This window comes from Streptomyces sp. NPDC005263 (genome assembly GCF_042872365.1).
Lineage (GTDB): Bacteria > Actinomycetota > Actinomycetes > Streptomycetales > Streptomycetaceae > Streptomyces.
This window is the reverse complement of record NZ_JBIAKJ010000002.1, coordinates 367,415-383,271: the sequence shown is the minus strand read 5'-3', so window position 1 is coordinate 383,271 and position 15,857 is coordinate 367,415. Positions and strand designations below refer to the sequence as shown.

Genomic DNA, 15,857 nt, shown 5'->3' with positions numbered 1-15,857 from the left:
TCCACGTCGTACGCGCTGTACTACGGGCTGGGAGCCGGCGCGGTGGTGGCCGGCTCCCGGGCCTGGCGGCGATCGCGAGGAGGACGTGATGGGGACGCGCACACTGGACTGCCCGACCTGCGGCACCATGCAGGAGTTCCGGGTTCTCACCGACGAGGAGAAGGCGGCGATCCGTGCGGAGAAGGGCGACCGTCACCGGGTGGACAACCTCTGGCGCTGCACCGCGACGGGCTGTCTGACGTACTACCGCCACTTGAACAAGTACGACCGCGGCCTCCTCCCCGAGAAGTTCCGGGAGCAGGCCGCGGCGCAGGACTGAGCTCGCGGTCGCCTACAGGTTGCTGAAGTCCGGGCCCTTGGTGCGGGTGCGCTTGAGCTCGTAGAAGCCGGGGACCGAGGCGACGGCGAGGGTGCCGTCCCACAGGCGGAGGGCGGCGTCGCCCTGGGGGGCCGGGGTGACGACCGGGCCGAAGAACGCGATCTCCTCGCCGTCGGGGCCGGGGACCGCGATGACCGGGGTGCCGACCTCCTGGCCGACCTTCTCGATGCCCTCCTTGTGGGAGGCACGCAGCTGGGCGTCGAACTCGAAGTCGTCCTGGTCGGCGTACTCGATCAGGTCGGCGGGCAGGCCGACCTCGTCGAGGGCGGCCGCTATGGCCTCGACGGTCGGGCCCTCGCCGTTGTTGTGGAAGCGGGTGCCGAGAGCGGTGTAGAGCGGGCCGACGACCTCGGCGCCGTGCTTCTGCCAGGCCGCGGTCACCACCCGGATCGGCTTCCAGGCCTTGGTCGCGAGCATCTCCCGGTACTCCTCCGGCAGCTCGTCGATCCGGTCCTCGTTCAGCACCGCGAGGCTCATGACGTGCCAGCGGATGTCGATGTCGCGGGCCTTCTCCACTTCCAGCACCCAGCGTGAGGTCATCCAGGCCCAGGGGCACAGCGGGTCGAACCAGAAGTCGACGGGGGTCTTGCCGGAGGCGGCGGTCTCGGACATGGGTCTCCTCGGAATCTGGTGCGCGATACGGCGTGATGACTGGCCTCAACCTGGAACACCGGCCGGGCCCCGCCTCATTCCCGCCTGCCGCGGCCAGAAGGCACATGGCAGGATCAACCGTGGTCCACATACTGAAACATGCCCGAGGGAGTGCCATCCGTGCCCGGTGAGAACCTGTCCCGCGACGAGGCCCGGGAGCGGGCCGCCCTGCTGTCCGTCGACGGATACGACGTGTCCCTCGACGTCCGTACGGCGGTCGGCGACGAGACGGGGGACGGCCCGCGGACCTTCCGCTCGGTCACCACGATCCGCTTCCGGTGCGGCGAGCCGGGCGCCTCCAGCTTCGCCGACCTGATCGCGCCGGATGTGACCGCCGTCTCACTGAACGGCAGGGACCTCGACCCGAGCGAGGTCTTCGACGGCTCCCGGATCCTCCTGGAGGACCTCGCCGCCGACAACGAGCTGATCGTCGACGCCCGGTGCGCCTACTCCCGCACCGGCGAGGGCCTGCACCGGTTCGTGGACCCCGAGGACGGCGAGGTCTACCTCTACACGCAGTACGAGCCTGCCGACTCGCGCCGGGTCTTCGCGAACTTCGAGCAGCCGGACCTGAAGGCCCCGTTCCGTTTCGAGGTGCGGGCGCCGGAGGGGTGGACGGTGTGGGGCAACGGCGTCGGTGAACTCACCGACGGGGTCTGGCGGTTCGCGGAGACCAAGCCGATCTCGACGTACATCACCTGCGTGGTGGCGGGCCCGTACCACTATGTGACGGACTCCTACGAGCGCGTCCTCGACGACGGCAGCCGGCTGGAGATCCCCCTCGGTGCCCTGTGCCGCAAGGGCCTGGCTCCGCACTTCGACGCCGATGACGTGTTCCTGGTGACCAAGCAGGGCCTGGACTTCTTCCACGACCACTTCGACTACCCCTACCCCTTCGGGAAGTACGACCAGGCCTTCGTGCCCGAGTACAACCTGGGCGCGATGGAGAACCCGGGTCTGGTGACCTTCCGGGAGGAGTTCATCTTCCGGGGCAAGGTGACGCGGGCGTCCTACGAGAGCCGCGCGAACGTGATCCTGCACGAGATGGCGCACATGTGGTTCGGCGACCTGGTGACCATGGAGTGGTGGGACGACCTGTGGCTGAAGGAGTCCTTCGCGGACTTCATGGGCGCGTTCGCGCTGGTCGGCGCCACCCGGTTCACGGACGGCTGGATCACCTTCGCCAACCGCCGCAAGGCCTGGGCGTACCGCGCCGACCAGCTGCCGTCCACGCACCCCGTCACGGCCGACATCCGTGACCTCCAGGACGCCAAGCTGAACTTCGACGGCATCACGTACGCGAAGGGTGCCAGCGTGCTGAAGCAGCTGGTGGCGTACGTCGGCCAGGACGCGTTCCTGGAGGGCGCGCGGCGCTACTTCAAGCGGCACGCGTACGGCAACACCAGGCTCGGCGATCTGCTGTCGGTCCTCGCGGAGACCAGCGGCCGGGACATGCACGCATGGTCGCGGGCGTGGCTGCAGACGGCGGGCGTCAACTCGCTGACCCCGCAGGTGCTGCTGAGTCCTCAGGGCCTGGTCGACGAGCTGGCGGTGGTGCAGGAGGCCGCCGAATCGCACCCCGAGCTGCGTCCGCACCGGGTGGCGGTGGGACTGTACCGGCGGTCCGCGTCCGGCGCGCTGGAGCGGTACGCCCGTGCCGAGGCGGACGTCGAGGGCCCCCGTACGGTCGTGTCCGCGCTGGCCGGCGCCGAGGCTCCCGAGCTGGTGCTGGTCAACGACGACGACCTCACCTACTGCAAGATCCGCTTCGACATGACCTCGCTGGAGACCCTGAAGGCGGGGCTGGGTGACCTCACCGATCCGCTCGCCCGGGCGCTGTGCTGGTCCGCGCTGTGGAACATGACCCGGGACGCGCTGCTGCCGGCGCGGGACTTCGTGGGCCTGGTGCTGCGGTTCGCCGGGCGCGAGTCCGACATCGGCGTGCTGCAGATGCTGCACGCGTGGGCCGAGTCGGCGGTCGTCCACTACGCGGCTCCCGAGTGGCGTGCGCGGGGCGCCGAGCTGCTCGCCGAGGGCGCCGAGCGGGAGCTGACCCGCGCCGAGCCGGGCAGCGAGCACCAGCTGGCGTGGGCGCGGTTCCTCGCGCGTACCGCCGACAGCCGCGGCGGCTTCGACCTGCTGCTGGGACTGCTGGAGGGCACGTCGAAGATCGCGGGACTGGAGATCGACCAGGAGCTGCGGTGGGCCTTCCTGGAGCCGCTCGCGGCCCACGGCATCGCCGACGAGAGCGCGCTGGCCGCCGAACTGGCCCGTGACGACACGGCGTCCGGCAAGCGCCATCAGGTGCGCTGCCTCGCGGCCCGCCCCTCGGCGGCGGTCAAGGCGCAGGCGTGGGCGCAGGTGGTGGAGTCCGACGCGTTGTCGAACGCGCTGGTGGAGGCGACGATCGCCGGCTTCGACCGGCCCTCCCAGCGGGAGCTGCTCGCGCCGTACGCCGGGAAGTACTTCGACGTGATCGAGCGGGTGTGGGGTCAGCGGTCGATCCAGATCGCGATGCACGTGGTGCAGGGCCTGTTCCCCTCCCTCCAGGACTCGCGGGAGACGCTGGACGCGACGGACGCCTGGCTCGCCGCTCACGAGAAGTCGGCGCCCGCCCTGCGCCGGCTGGTGCTGGAGGCGCGGGACGACCTGGCACGGGCGTTGCGGGGACAGGCGTGCGACGCGGAGGCGGCGGCTACCAGCCGACCTTAGGGGTCCTTTCACTATGAGCGTCCGATCAGGGCGCGTGGTCTGGTGCCGTGCATCGCAAGGCGCCGGAAGGTCCTCGTAGCGGAGCTACTAGGACCTTCCGGCAACGCGGCGAGGTGCGGTGCCAGGCCGCGCGCCCCGGACGGGCATAGTGAAAGGACCCCTTAGCCTTGGCCAGAACTTGAGCTTGCCGTCACCGTTACGAAATTCGGCCAGAGGACGCCGTAACCCCTGGGACGCACCTGAACGGACCAGGGGTTTTCCTCACCTACTCGGCACCCGAACACGCGTCCTTTAGTGCGACCTTGTCCACATTTGTCGACGAACATGTAACAGCGGTTAAAAGCCGGTTCGATGGCGGGAACCTGCTGGTCATGAACCACAACACCCCGGTCCCCCCGCTCTCCCCGCGCCCTCTCCAGCACCACTCCGAGGTGCACCGCCGGGTGCTGACGGCCGCCCGCCTGCGCTCGCACGGCGTCTCGGCCGCGGAGATGAACGAGCAGTGCCGACCCGGCGGCGCCTGGCAGCAGATCCTCCCGGGGGTCTACCTGCTCCACCCCAACGCGCCGACCAGTGAGGAGCGGCTGCACGCGGTGCTGATGTACGCGGCACGGGAACAGCCGACCGGGGTCCCGGCGCAGCCCGGCGCGCACGGCCCGCACCGCCCGGTGTACGCGGACGCGATGATCACCGGCCTGGCGGCGCTCACCCTGCACGGTTTCAGCTCGACCCCGCGGCTGCTCTCCCTGGACCGGATCGACGTCCTGGTCCCCCGGATGCGCCGGTTGCGCTCGACGGGCTGTGCGCGGATCGTCCGCACGGGGGCGCTCCCGGCGCCCGAGCCGGTGAAGGACCTGCCCCTCGCCCCGGTCCCGCGCGCCCTGGCCGACGCGGTGGCCGAACTGGCGGACGCGGAGGCCGTACGCCGGCTGCTGACCGAGGCGGTACGCGGCCGGTACTGCGAACCGGCGGCGGTGGTACGGGCGTTGAACGAGGCGAGCCTGCTGAGCCGCCCGCACGTGGTGGACGCGGTGGACTCCCTCCTCGCGGAGGGCCGGGCGATCGCCGAGAGCCGGCTGTACCGGATGGTCGAGGAGTACGGCCTGCCCACCCCGGTGTGGAACGTGGACCTGCGCCTTCCCGGCGGCCCGCACCTGGGTGGCCTGGACGCGTACTGGCCGGAGCAGGCGGTGGCGGTCGAACTCGACACCCGCGCACCCCGCCGGCACGAGCGCCAGGACCAGCGGCAGGACCAGCGCCAGGACCGCCGGCAGGACGAGAACGACGCGCTGTGGACCGAGTACGCCCGCAAGCGCGAGCACCTGGAGCGACTGGGCATCACCGTCGTCCACATCACCCCGAAGAAGCTCCGGGACAGCATGGAGCAGCAGGCGGCGGTGGTCCGTACGGCGCTCATGGCGGCCGGGGACCGGGATCCGGCGGCGTATGTCGTGGTGCTGCCCCGATAGTGAGGGGACGGGGCAGGACCAGGCGGGGAGCGGAGGGGCCCACCGGGATCGTGTGATCCGGCGGGCCCCTTCGCGTGTCACGGCCCCACGCGCGGCACCCTGCCGTGACTACTCGCCGCAGAACTCCGCGTCGACCACCGCCATGGTGTCCCCCGACCAGTCGCCGTTGAAGTTGACGGCGAGGGTGTGGCGGCCGTCCGCCGTCGTCACGGCCATCGAGGACGAGCCGTGGATGTCGCCGCTGTGGCCCCAGACGTGGACGCCGCAGCTGAGGGTGACATCACCGAGGCCCAGGCCGTATTGGACGTCCGGGATGGTGGTTTCCGGCACCGTCGTCTTCATCTCCTTCAGCTGGGCCGGCGGGAGCAGTCGGCCCTGGAGCAGCGCGGAGTAGAAGCGGCCGAGGTCGGCCGAGGTGGAGACGATGTCTCCCGAGCCGAAGGCCAGCGCGGGGTTCAGCTCGGTGACGTCGTACGTCGGGCCGGTGGTGGTCTTCGCGAGCTTGGAGTAGGCGCGGCTGCTGGGCTCGGGAAGGGTCGGACGGGTGCCGGGTACCTGGGTGCCCTTCAGTCCGAGCGGGGCGATGACGCGGCGGTGGATCTCCGTGCCGTACGGGTGGCCGGTGACCTTCTCGATCACCAGGGCAGCCAGCGCGTAGTTGGTGTTGGAGTAGGACCAGGACGTGCCCGGCGCGAAGCGCGGTGGGTGGGACATGGCGATCGCGATCAGGTCCTGGGGCGTGTTGCGGTCGTAACGGTGCTTCAGGAAGCCGTCCTTGAGCATGTACGTCTCCTGGAAGGCCCGGTCGTCCCCGTAGCTGAACACACCGCTGGTGTGGTTGAGGAGCTGGCGCACGGTGATCGCGCGGCCGTCGTGGCCGTTGCCGCGGACCAGTCCGGGCAGCCACCTGTCCACCGTGTCGTCGAGGGACAGCCGCCCCTGAGCCTCCAGTTGGAGCAGCACCGTGGCGACGAAGGTCTTGGTGATGCTGCCCACCCGGTAGTGGTCCCGCGGCGAACGGGGCTCGCCGGTGCGGAGGTCTCCCACACCCGCGGTCGCCGACCAGCCGCCCCGACGGTCCCGGGCCGTCACCGTCACCCCGGGCACGCCGTCCGCGACCGCCGCCTCGATCGCCCGACGGGTGGCGTCGTGGGCGCCGGACCGGCCGGCCGGCCCGGTGTTCGCCGCGGGTTGCGCCGCGATCGCGGGTGCCGCCAGGGCGGCCGTCAGGGCCAGAGCCGTCGCCGCCACCAGGGTCCCCCGTACTCGTACGGTCATGTTCTCCCCTTCTCGGACGCTCACTGTCGAGCGTGGTCGGGGAGGCAGACCCGGGGCACCGCGAAAGAGTTGACGGCCGGTGTGACGGTTGAGTGGGTTTCAGCCCTTCTTCAGAACCAGCTCCGTGTTCCGGTCCTCCGCGTCGCCGCCGAGGCTCGTGCTGGCGCCGGGCGCGTTGAAGGACAGCTCGCGGTAGAGGGCCGCCAGGCCGGTCTGTGAGAGGTCGGAGAAGTCCGTGCGGTGCGGGGCGGAGGACTCGATGCAGGTGGTGAAGATCGAGAGCGTGCCGTCCTTGTTGTCCACCAGCTCGATGACCCGGGCGAGCTGGGGGTAGTCGACGTGGGAGGCGGTGGAGATCTCCCAGAAGGAACGGCCGCCGGAGCCCGAGTGCGGGGTGATCTCGTTGCGGTGGATATGACCGTTCACCCAGGCCAGGACGTTGGCGTGGCGGCCGAGGAGGGAGAGGACCTCCTGGCCGTCGTGCCGCCGTTCGCCGGGGCGGGCCGGGTCGGGGCGGGTGTTGGTCATCGTCTTGCTGGTGTGGTGACTGAAGAGGACCACGTACGAGTCCTTGTTCTCCCGCAGGGTCATCTCCAGCCACCTCAGCTGGGCCGTCCCGATGGAGCCCTCGTAGTGGCCGGCCGCGTCGGTGGTGTCGAGGCTGATTCCCACGACGTCGTCGGCGATCCGGAAGCTGTAGTACTGGGTGCCCGCGTCGAGGTTGGCGGTGGAGTAGCCGTGGCCGACCGGGCCCAGACCGCGGTGCGCCGGGTCGAGGTGGGCCTGGAGGTACTGGGTGGCGGTGAAGGGGGCGCGGCTCTCGTCGGGCGTGACCGAGCGCATGTCGCGGGAGTGGGCCTTGAGGAAGTCGCGGAACGCGGTCCCCTTGGGGTCCTTGGCGTTCTTGATGGCGTCCTGGAGCTTGCTCGCCTCGGACGCGGACACGCTCATCAGCTTCTTGCCGCCGACCGCGTACTCGGCGAGCCAGGAGTCGCCGTGGCCGTAGCAGCCGAGCGGCATGGCGTCGTGGTTGCCGACCGTGGAGTACCAGGGCAGGTTGAGGCCGGGGCTGTTCAACTCCCGCAGTGCGGCGGCCAGATAGCCCTGGAGCTGCGGGAAGCCGAGCTGCTTGTCGGAGTCGCGCACCGTGGAGTCGGGCTGCCAGTACTGCTTGAGGCCGCTGTTCTGCACGCCCTCGTAGTGGCGTGGGTCGCCGGAGTTGGCGGTGACCCGGCCACCGCTCATGATCGTCAGGAACCAGTCCAGCTCGGTCCTGGCGTTGTTGTCGGTGTTGTCGCCGGTGGTCATGGCGAAGTACAGCGGGGAGCCGGTGACGGGCGCGCCCCGCAGCGCGTTGATCCGCTCCACCAGCGAGATGGCGCCGGGCACGGTGAGCGCCTCGTGCGGCCGCCAGGCGTGCGCGTCGGTGGAGCGCAGGTACTCCAGCCGCATCGGGTGCTGGACGTCGATCAGGTGCAGGTCGGTGATCTGCACGAAGGAGGCCAGCGCGGTACGGCGGGCGGTACGGCCGGACTTGGGCGCCGCGAGCTCGCTGCGGACCTTGCGGCTCCAGCCGGGGCCGTCGCCGAGCCGGCGGTAGCCGGAGCTGGTGCGCGGGGCGGCGACCGAGGCGAGGGTGGTGCCGCGGGTGTACGGGGCCAGCGGCGCGGCCGGGGCCTTTCGCCCGTGGGCCACGGGCGCCTCGGCGAGCGCCGTCTCGGCGGGTGCGGTGTCCGCGGCGGCGGCGGCCTGGCTGTCGGTGGGCCGCAGGGCGTAGCCGAGGCCCGCGGAGAAGGTGACCGCCGCGGTGGCGGCGAGGACGGTACGGCGGTGGGTCCCCAGTGCGGGACCGGCGACAGAGCGTGTGCGCGACATGGCGCGGTCTCCCCGAGTGCGAACGCGTCGGCAGTGGTCGCGGGCGGTCGCTGTTGCGAACATCCCGCTCACTACCGATCGTTGGCAGCGGGTATGACCTGCGCGTGAACGAGGCAGCAACGCGCAGCGCCGATCACCGTACGTGGATCTTGGACTACCCTGAGCGTCCTCGACCGCTCCCCGGACGGCCGGGGGCCGGTTACTCCGCGTTCATCTTCCCGGGTAGGGGAGCTGTCCCCGGAGGGGGTCCGACCGGTGCGAGGTGTCCGGTGGCCGGCCGTTCCCGCCACAGCCGCAGTCCGAGGTCGACCAGGCTCACCAGGTTCAGGCCGGGTACGGCGTCCAGGTCGTGCCAGGCGGCCATGTCGGTGGAGCCGCCGATCTCGTAGCGGAGCTCGCCGCCGGTGATCCGGCCCTCGTAGACGAGCCGTACGCCGTGGTGGTCGACGTCGCGCCCGAAACTGCCGGGGAAGACCCGGTGGCTGGAGTGCACCCCGAGCAGGCCGGTGACCTCGACGCGGTATCCGGTCTCCTCCTCCACCTCCCGCACGATGGTGTCGTGGGGATCCTCGCCGTGCTCCATCCCCCCGCCGGGCAGCACCCACTCCGGTGGGCCGCCGTCGGGGCCCGGGGACCGGGAGAGCAGGAGTTGTCCGTCCCGCACGCATATGGCGTAGGCCGCCACCCGCAACTTCTTCAGCACCAGGGGAAGTTAACCCGAACCGGGGCGACTGAGGGGCGAGTTGCCCCATTCAGGGCTCATCTCCGCAAAGCGCATAGGGGGTTTTCCCCATGCGCCCATCTCGTTTCGGTCAACTCTCCCTAAACATCCCTCCCATGGGTAAAGCTGTGCGATCGTCCGGGATCGAAATTCAGACCCCGGCGGCCAGGACCGATCGGTTCTGGTCGCGCACCGTTCGTTCCTTTACCTACAAGGGATGCCGATGACCCTCACCCCCCAGCGCGATCCGATATCCGGCGCGAGACGCGTGGCCCGTATCGCCGCGGCCGCCGGACTGGTGGCCGCACTCTGTGCCGCCGGGCCGATACCCATGGCCCTCGCCGCCGACGAAGCCCCCGTCGCCGCCGACCCGGGTGTGAAGTCCGCCCACGACAAGCTCGGCTCCGACGACGCCGACGCGCTCGCCGAGGCCAAGGCCGACGGCGACAAGAGCGTCACGATGATGATCGCGACCGCGCCCGGGCAGACCGAGCAGGTCGCCCGGCAACTCGACGCGGTCCAGGGCGGCCTGGTCGGCAAGACCTACGACAAGCTCGGCTATGTGCGGGCCACCGTCCCCACCGGCAGGGCGGACGCGGCCATCGCCGCCGCCGCGAAGCTGACCGCCGTGCACGGCATCGACCTGCGGCAGGAGATCCAGCTGGACGACCCGTCCCCGGCCGCGGACACCGCCACCGCCAAGGGCTCCGCGGTCAAGGGCACGGCCGCCTACCCGGCGCCGAACCGGAAGACCCCCGCCGAGAACCCGTACAACCCGTCCTTCGAGACGGGCGCCGTCGACTTCGTGAAGAAGAACCCGAAGGCGGACGGCCGGGGCATCACCATCGGCATCCTCGACTCGGGCGTGGACCTCGCCCACCCGGCGCTGCGCAAGACCAGCACCGGTGAGCGCAAGATCGTCGACTGGGTGACCTCGACCGACCCGGTCTCCGACGGCGACGGCTCGTGGCGCCGGATGCTCACCTCGGTGACCGGCCCGGCGTTCTCCGCGACCCCGGCGGACACCGGCGTGGCCGAGACCTTCAAGGCCCCGTCCGGCTCGTACAAGTTCAACTACTTCTACGAGTCCGCGACCGCCGGCGGCGACCAGGCCGGCGACGTCAACCGTGACGGCGACAAGACCGACGCCTGGGGCGTGCTGTACGACGCCGCGGCCGGCACGGTGCGGGTCGACCTCGACGACGACCACGACTTCACCGACGAGCAGCCGATGAAGCCGTACAAGGACGGCTACCGGATCGGCTACTTCGGCACCGACGCCCCGGAGACGGACGTCGCCGAGCGCATCCCGTTCGTCGTCGAGATCCGCAAGGACGTCGTCTACAACGGCGCCGGAGCCAAGGCCGACTACGTCAACATCGGCATGATCTCCAGCGAACACGGCACCCACGTGGCCGGCATCACCGCCGCCAACGGCCTGTTCGGCGGCAAGATGAACGGCGCCGCGCCCGGCGCGAAGATCGTCTCGTCCCGGGCCTGTGAGTTCGGCCCCGGCTGCAGCAACGTCGCGCTCACCGAGGGCATGATCGACCTCGTCGCGAACCGTGGCGTCGACATCGTCAACATGTCGATCGGCGGCCTGCCCGCGCTGAACGACGGCAACAACGCGCGCGCCGAGCTGTACACGCGCCTCATCGACACCTACGGCGTGCAGCTGGTGATCTCGGCCGGCAACTCCGGTCCCGGCGCCAACACCATCGGCGACCCGGGCCTGGCCGACAAGGTCATCTCGGTCGGCGCGACCATCTCCAAGCAGACCTGGGCGTCCAACTACGGCTCGGTCGTGGAGAAGAAGTACGCGATGATGCCGTTCTCTTCGCGCGGCCCGCGTGAGGACGGCGGCTTCACGCCGACCCTGTCCGCGCCGGGTGCCTCGATCAACACCACCCAGACCTGGCTGCCGGGCGCCCCGGTCGCCGAGGCGGGCTACACCCTGCCGGCCGGCTACTCGATGCTCCAGGGCACCTCGATGGCGTCCCCGCAGGCCGCGGGCGCGTCCGCGCTGCTGCTGTCCGCCGCCAAGGCGAAGGGCATCGACCTGACCCCGGCCACCCTGCGCACCGCGCTCACCTCGACCGCCGACCACATCAAGGGTGTGCAGGCGTACGAGGAGGGGGCGGGCCTCATGAACATCGTGGACGCCTGGAAGTCCATCCGCGACGGCGCCCTCGCGCACACCTACACCGTGAAGGCACCGGTCGACACCGCCATCGACCAGTTCCTCAAGACGCCGGGCTTCGGCACCGGCCTCTACGACCGTGAGGGCGGCCTCAAGGCCGGCCAGAAGAAGACGTACGACGTCACGATCACCCGTACGTCCGGCGCCGACAGGGCGATCCGGCACGAGCTGTACTTCGAGAACAACGCGGCCAAGACGTTCAAGATCGTCGGTTCCGACGAGGTCAAGCTGCCGCTGAACCAGCCGGTGACCGTCAAGGTGCAGGCCGCCCCGAAGTCCGCGGGCCTCAAGAGCGCCATCCTGGAGGTCGACGACCCGAAGACCGAGGGCATCGACCAGCAGGTGCTCTCCACGGTCGTGGTCTCGAAGCCGCTGAAGTACACCTCCTCGGCGTCGGACACGGTCCAGCGCAACAGCACCCAGTCGTACTTCGTGACCGTCCCGGAGGGCGCCAAGTCGCTGGAGGTCGCGATCGGCGGGCTGAAGGGCAAGAGCCAGACCCGGTTCATCGCCATCGACCCGACCGGCGTCCCGGTGGACAACACCTCCACCCCGTACTGCTACAACAACTACCTCGACGGCAACGGCTGCAAGCCGGACGTGCGCTCGTACGCCGACCCGGTGCCGGGTGTCTGGGAGATCGAGGTCGAGTCGCGCCGTACGTCGCCGCTGCTCGACAACCCGTACAAGCTGGACGTCGGCGTCCTCGGCGCGGCCTTCGACCCGGAGGTCGTGACCGTCCCCGAGGCCAAGGTCGGCACCCCGGCCGCCGTCTCCTGGAAGGTGACGAACCGCTTCGCCGCGATCGACGGCAAGCTGGTGGGCGGCCCGCTCGGCTCCGCCAAGACGAACCGGCCGACGATCGCCACGGGCGACACGCAGACCACCACGGTCGAGGTGCCCGCGGGCGCCACGTCCCTGGACGTCGCCATCGGCAACGTCTCCGACCGGGCGGCCGACCTGGACCTGGTCGTGCGGGACGCGGCCGGCACCGAGGTGGGCACCTCCGCCGACGGTGACTCGGAGGAGGCGGTCTCCCTTCCCACCCCGGCCGCCGGTACCTACACCATCGAGGTCATCGGCTACTCGGTCCCGTCCGGTTCCACCGCGTACGACTACCGGGACGTGTTCTTCTCCGCCGCCCTCGGTGCCGTCACGGTCGACGGGTCGGCCCCCGTCAAGCTCGGCACGGGCGCCTCGGCGACGGTCTCCGGCAGCGTCACCGCCGCCGCGGCCGCGCCCGAGGGCCGTGAGTTCTTCGGCCAGGTCCAGCTGGTGAACGCCCGCGGCACGGTCGCGGGCACCGGCAACGTGAAGATCGAGAAGGTCACGCCGTAGCGATCCGGTACGACCGAGGGGCGGGCGTTCGTCGTCATGACGGGCGCCCGCCCTTTCTCATGAGCAGGACAGGGTGCGGGACTCGGGCAGCGAGGCGGTGATCCAGGCCCGCTCGCGGGCGACCTCCCGCTCGCCGACGGCCCAGTGGTCGGGCGTGGCACTGTCGCGGGGGACGCCGAGCAGGACCTGGTCGCCCTTGTGCAGGTGGGTGACGTCGTACCGGCCGATCACGAAGGTGAGCTGGTCCTCGCCCCGCTCCGGCTTGTAGAAGCGGGTCACGTGCACGGTGACGCGCAGCTGTTCGGTGTCCGGGAGCTGTTCGAGACGGGCGACCGTCCCCTCGACGACGGTGCCGGCGCAGGCCAGGTACTGGGGGCTGCCGAAGCGGACACCGGCGTCCTCCTTCGAGGCCGCGCTGCCCGCGGCTCTGTCCGACGTGGCACCGATACCGTTCCCGGCTTGGCTCAGCAGCCAGCCCAGGCCCGACAGCACGACGGCGACGGCGGCCACCGCGAGGGCACCGAAGGCGAGCCTGAAGGTCCGGCGGCGGGGCCGTGACGGACGTACGGGAACGGTCCGCACCGCCTCCGGGGGCTCGCCGAGGGCATCGCCGATGAACCCCAACTGCTCACGCAGCAGGGTGAGATCGGCCTCGGCGGAACGGTGCTCGGCCATGAAGGCGGCGTCCGCGCGCGCGGCTTCGGACAGCGGCTCCTCGGTGATCGCGGCCATCAGCGCGTCCGTGGCGGCGGATGCGTCCCGTCCTGCGGAGCCGTCGTGCCCGGCGGAGCCGTGATGTTCGGCGGAGCCGTGATGTTCGGCGGTCATGTCACACCACCTCGTCCTCGTGCAGGCGGGCACGCAGGGCCCGGACCGCCGTGTGCAGCCTGCTTTTGACCGTGCCCTCCGGGATGCCGAGTTCCGTGGCGATCCCGCGCACCGGCAGGTCGGCGTAGAAGCGCAGGACGACGACCTGGCGCAAGATGTCCGGCAGTTCGTCCAGGCCTTGCGCGACGGCGAGGGAGAGCACGCTGGTGTCCTCACCGGAGGGGTGTTCCAGCTGACGCAGGGAGGCCAGGCGCTCGCCGATGCGCTCCTGGCGGCGCTTGGCCCGGTGCCAGTCCATGGCCAGGTTGGAGGCGACGACCGCCGCCCACGCGGACACGTCACGCGGCGCCTCGTCACCCCGCGCCACCCGCTCCAGCAACCGCAGGCGGACCTGCTGCACCCCGTCCGGCAGGTCCGCCTGCGGCACTCCGCCCAGGGCGAGCACCGCTCGCACCCGGCGTTCCTGAGCCGCGTCCAGGGGATCGGCGTGTTCGTCCCCCGGCGCGCGGCGGGCCTTTCTGCGCAGCACAGACACCCCTCCCCTCCCCGCGTCTCCTCTACGACGCCGGGGCGCGCGGAAACGTTCGGCCCTGGCGCGGGAAAAACCTCAGAGGCGTACGTCACACCGTCGCGCGAGGCCGCACAGCTTGCGGCTCGAAGCGGCCGTAGGGCGAATTCCTGCAGCTCAGTGGGGCGTGGACGGGGTTTCCGCAACCGTCGGCGGTGCTGGGGTGTCTCAGCTCTCGGCATGGCGGCCAAAGAATTGGACAGGTGGGCCCATGTCGGCCGCATCATGGAAAAGCCTCGGCCAGGCAACACGCACGCAAAGACAGACACAGGGAGTCGCCGTGAGGGTCGGAATCGTCGGAGCCACCGGTCAGGTCGGCACGGTCATGCGCAGGATTCTCACGGAGCGCGACTTCACCGTGACCGAGCTGCGACTGTTCGCCTCGGCCCGCTCGGCGGGGACGGTCCTGGACGGCGTGACCGTGGAGGACGCGACCACCGCCGACTACACCGGCCTGGACATCGTGCTGTTCTCGGCGGGCGGCTCGACCTCGAAGGCGCTGGCCGAGAAGGTGGCCTCGCAGGGCGCGGTCGTGATCGACAACTCCTCCGCCTGGCGCCGCGACCCGGAGGTACCCCTCGTGGTGGCCGAGGTGAACCCGCACGCGATCGCCAACCGCCCCAAGGGCATCATCGCCAACCCGAACTGCACGACGATGGCCGCGATGCCGGTCCTGCGGCCGCTGCACGACGAGGCGGGCCTCGAAGCGCTGGTCGTCGCCACCTACCAGGCGGTCTCCGGCTCCGGTCTGGCCGGTGTGGAAGAGCTGTTCGAGCAGGTCAAGAAGGTCGGCGAGGACGCGCCGAAGCTCACGCACGACGGTTCGGCGGCGGAGTTCCCCGAGCCGAACAAGTACGTCGCCCCGATCGCGTACAACGTGCTGCCGATGGCCGGCTCGATCGTCGACGACGGGCTGAACGAGACCGACGAGGAGCAGAAGCTCCGCCACGAGTCCCGCAAGATCCTGGAGATCCCCGAGCTGAAGGTCTCCGGCACCTGCGTCCGCGTCCCCGTCTTCACGGGCCACTCCCTCCAGGTCAACGCCCGCTTCGCCCGCCCGATCAGCGTGGAGCGCGCGAAGGAGGTGCTCGGCGGAGCGCCCGGCGTAGCCCTCACCGACGTCCCCACCCCGCTCCAGGCGGCCGGCCAGGACCCGTCGTACGTCGGCCGGATCCGCCAGGACGAGACCGTCGACAACGGCCTCGCCCTGTTCCTCTCCAACGACAACCTCCGCAAGGGCGCCGCGCTGAACGCGATCCAGATCGCGGAGCTGGTGGCGGCGGAGCTGAAGGGCTGACCCGGAGCCCCTGCTCTCAGGGCCTGCGCACCTCGTAGTAGAAGCACCCGTACTCGACGGCCCGGACGTGGACGAACGCCACGGACGGGTCGTCGAACGCTTCCGCGAAGGCCGCCTCGAAGTCGTCGGGACGCTCGACCAGCCGGCCGCCCAGGATGTGCCCCTCGGCCGAGTACCGGCGGACCGTGCGGTGGGCGTTGGTGAAGGGCAGGTCGTCGCCCTGCCACCCCGCGCACTCGTCCGCGTGGATGAAGACGGGGCCCTGTTCGTCGTACGCCCCCGGTTCGGCGCCCGTTCGGGCCGCCCAGCGGCGCAGCGGCGCGTAGGAGACGAGCGCGAGGCGTTCCCCCGGCGCGCTGCGGCGCAGGCAGCAGCGGAGGGGGGCGCCGCCTTCCTCGTCGGTCTGGGGAACCATGGTCCGTCCCGCGTCGTCGACAGAGCGCAGGTCCTTCAGGGCCACCTGGTCGATGGGCCGTGCGGTGTAGGTCGTCATGTCCTCAGGTTCGCGCGGGCCCGCCCCGCCCACCGGCGGGAAATGGAC

Annotated in this window: 12 protein-coding genes; 5 read left to right on the top strand and 7 right to left on the bottom strand. The window is 70.9% G+C overall.

Going from position 1 to position 15,857, the window contains the following annotated elements:
- Positions 1-88 precede the first annotated feature (88 nt).
- Positions 89-319: a hypothetical protein gene (locus ACFYRY_RS09065; RefSeq protein WP_389141745.1), complete on the top strand. Its 231-nt coding sequence runs from the start codon at positions 89-91 to the stop codon at positions 317-319.
- A gap of 12 nt (positions 320-331) precedes the next feature.
- Here the strand turns inward: ACFYRY_RS09065 and ACFYRY_RS09060 are convergent, their stop codons facing one another.
- Positions 332-991, bottom strand: a complete 660-nt coding sequence (locus ACFYRY_RS09060; protein WP_389141743.1) for a DsbA family protein — start codon at positions 989-991, stop codon at positions 332-334.
- A 159-nt stretch (positions 992-1,150) separates the two neighbouring features.
- Here ACFYRY_RS09060 and pepN point away from each other — a divergent pair, with 159 nt between their 5' ends.
- Positions 1,151-3,742 (top strand): aminopeptidase N, encoded by a 2,592-nt coding sequence (gene pepN / locus ACFYRY_RS09055; protein WP_389141741.1) that lies wholly within the window; start codon positions 1,151-1,153, stop codon positions 3,740-3,742.
- A 371-nt stretch (positions 3,743-4,113) separates the two neighbouring features.
- Positions 4,114-5,211 carry a hypothetical protein gene (locus tag ACFYRY_RS09050; protein ID WP_389141739.1) on the top strand — a complete coding sequence of 366 codons (1,098 nt, stop codon included), beginning with the start codon at positions 4,114-4,116 and terminating at the stop codon, positions 5,209-5,211.
- 108 nt (positions 5,212-5,319) lie between these two features.
- Here ACFYRY_RS09050 and ACFYRY_RS09045 read toward each other — a convergent pair whose 3' ends face one another.
- From ACFYRY_RS09045 to ACFYRY_RS09035, 3 genes are all read right to left on the bottom strand, one after another.
- Positions 5,320-6,489 (bottom strand): serine hydrolase domain-containing protein, encoded by a 1,170-nt coding sequence (locus ACFYRY_RS09045; RefSeq protein WP_389141737.1) that lies wholly within the window; start codon positions 6,487-6,489, stop codon positions 5,320-5,322.
- Positions 6,490-6,588: 99 nt separating this feature from the next.
- Positions 6,589-8,364 (bottom strand): TIGR03767 family metallophosphoesterase, encoded by a 1,776-nt coding sequence (locus ACFYRY_RS09040; RefSeq protein WP_389141735.1) that lies wholly within the window; start codon positions 8,362-8,364, stop codon positions 6,589-6,591.
- Positions 8,365-8,563: 199 nt separating this feature from the next.
- Positions 8,564-9,067, bottom strand: a complete 504-nt coding sequence (locus ACFYRY_RS09035) for an NUDIX hydrolase (RefSeq protein WP_389141733.1) — start codon at positions 9,065-9,067, stop codon at positions 8,564-8,566.
- Between the two features lie 241 nt (positions 9,068-9,308).
- Between ACFYRY_RS09035 and ACFYRY_RS09030 the strand changes: the two genes are divergently transcribed.
- Positions 9,309-12,623, top strand: coding sequence for a S8 family serine peptidase (locus tag ACFYRY_RS09030; protein ID WP_389141731.1), 3,315 nt, complete (start codon positions 9,309-9,311; stop codon positions 12,621-12,623).
- Between the two features lie 57 nt (positions 12,624-12,680).
- On the opposite strand, the gene ACFYRY_RS09025 is transcribed toward ACFYRY_RS09030, so the two are convergent.
- Both ACFYRY_RS09025 and ACFYRY_RS09020 read right to left on the bottom strand, forming a co-directional pair.
- Positions 12,681-13,451: a hypothetical protein gene (locus ACFYRY_RS09025; protein ID WP_389141729.1), complete on the bottom strand. Its 771-nt coding sequence runs from the start codon at positions 13,449-13,451 to the stop codon at positions 12,681-12,683.
- 1 nt (position 13,452) lies between these two features.
- The gene (locus ACFYRY_RS09020) at positions 13,453-13,986 is read right to left on the bottom strand and encodes an RNA polymerase sigma factor (protein WP_389141727.1); all 534 of its coding nucleotides are present in this window, start codon (positions 13,984-13,986) and stop codon (positions 13,453-13,455) included.
- A gap of 313 nt (positions 13,987-14,299) precedes the next feature.
- On the opposite strand from ACFYRY_RS09020, the gene ACFYRY_RS09015 reads away from it, so the two are divergent.
- Positions 14,300-15,316, top strand: a complete 1,017-nt coding sequence (locus tag ACFYRY_RS09015; RefSeq protein WP_389141725.1) for an aspartate-semialdehyde dehydrogenase — start codon at positions 14,300-14,302, stop codon at positions 15,314-15,316.
- Between the two features lie 16 nt (positions 15,317-15,332).
- Here the strand turns inward: ACFYRY_RS09015 and ACFYRY_RS09010 are convergent, their stop codons facing one another.
- On the bottom strand, positions 15,333-15,809 hold the full coding sequence (locus tag ACFYRY_RS09010; RefSeq protein WP_389141723.1) for a DUF1203 domain-containing protein: 477 nt from the start codon (positions 15,807-15,809) through the stop codon (positions 15,333-15,335).
- Positions 15,810-15,857: the final 48 nt, after the last annotated feature.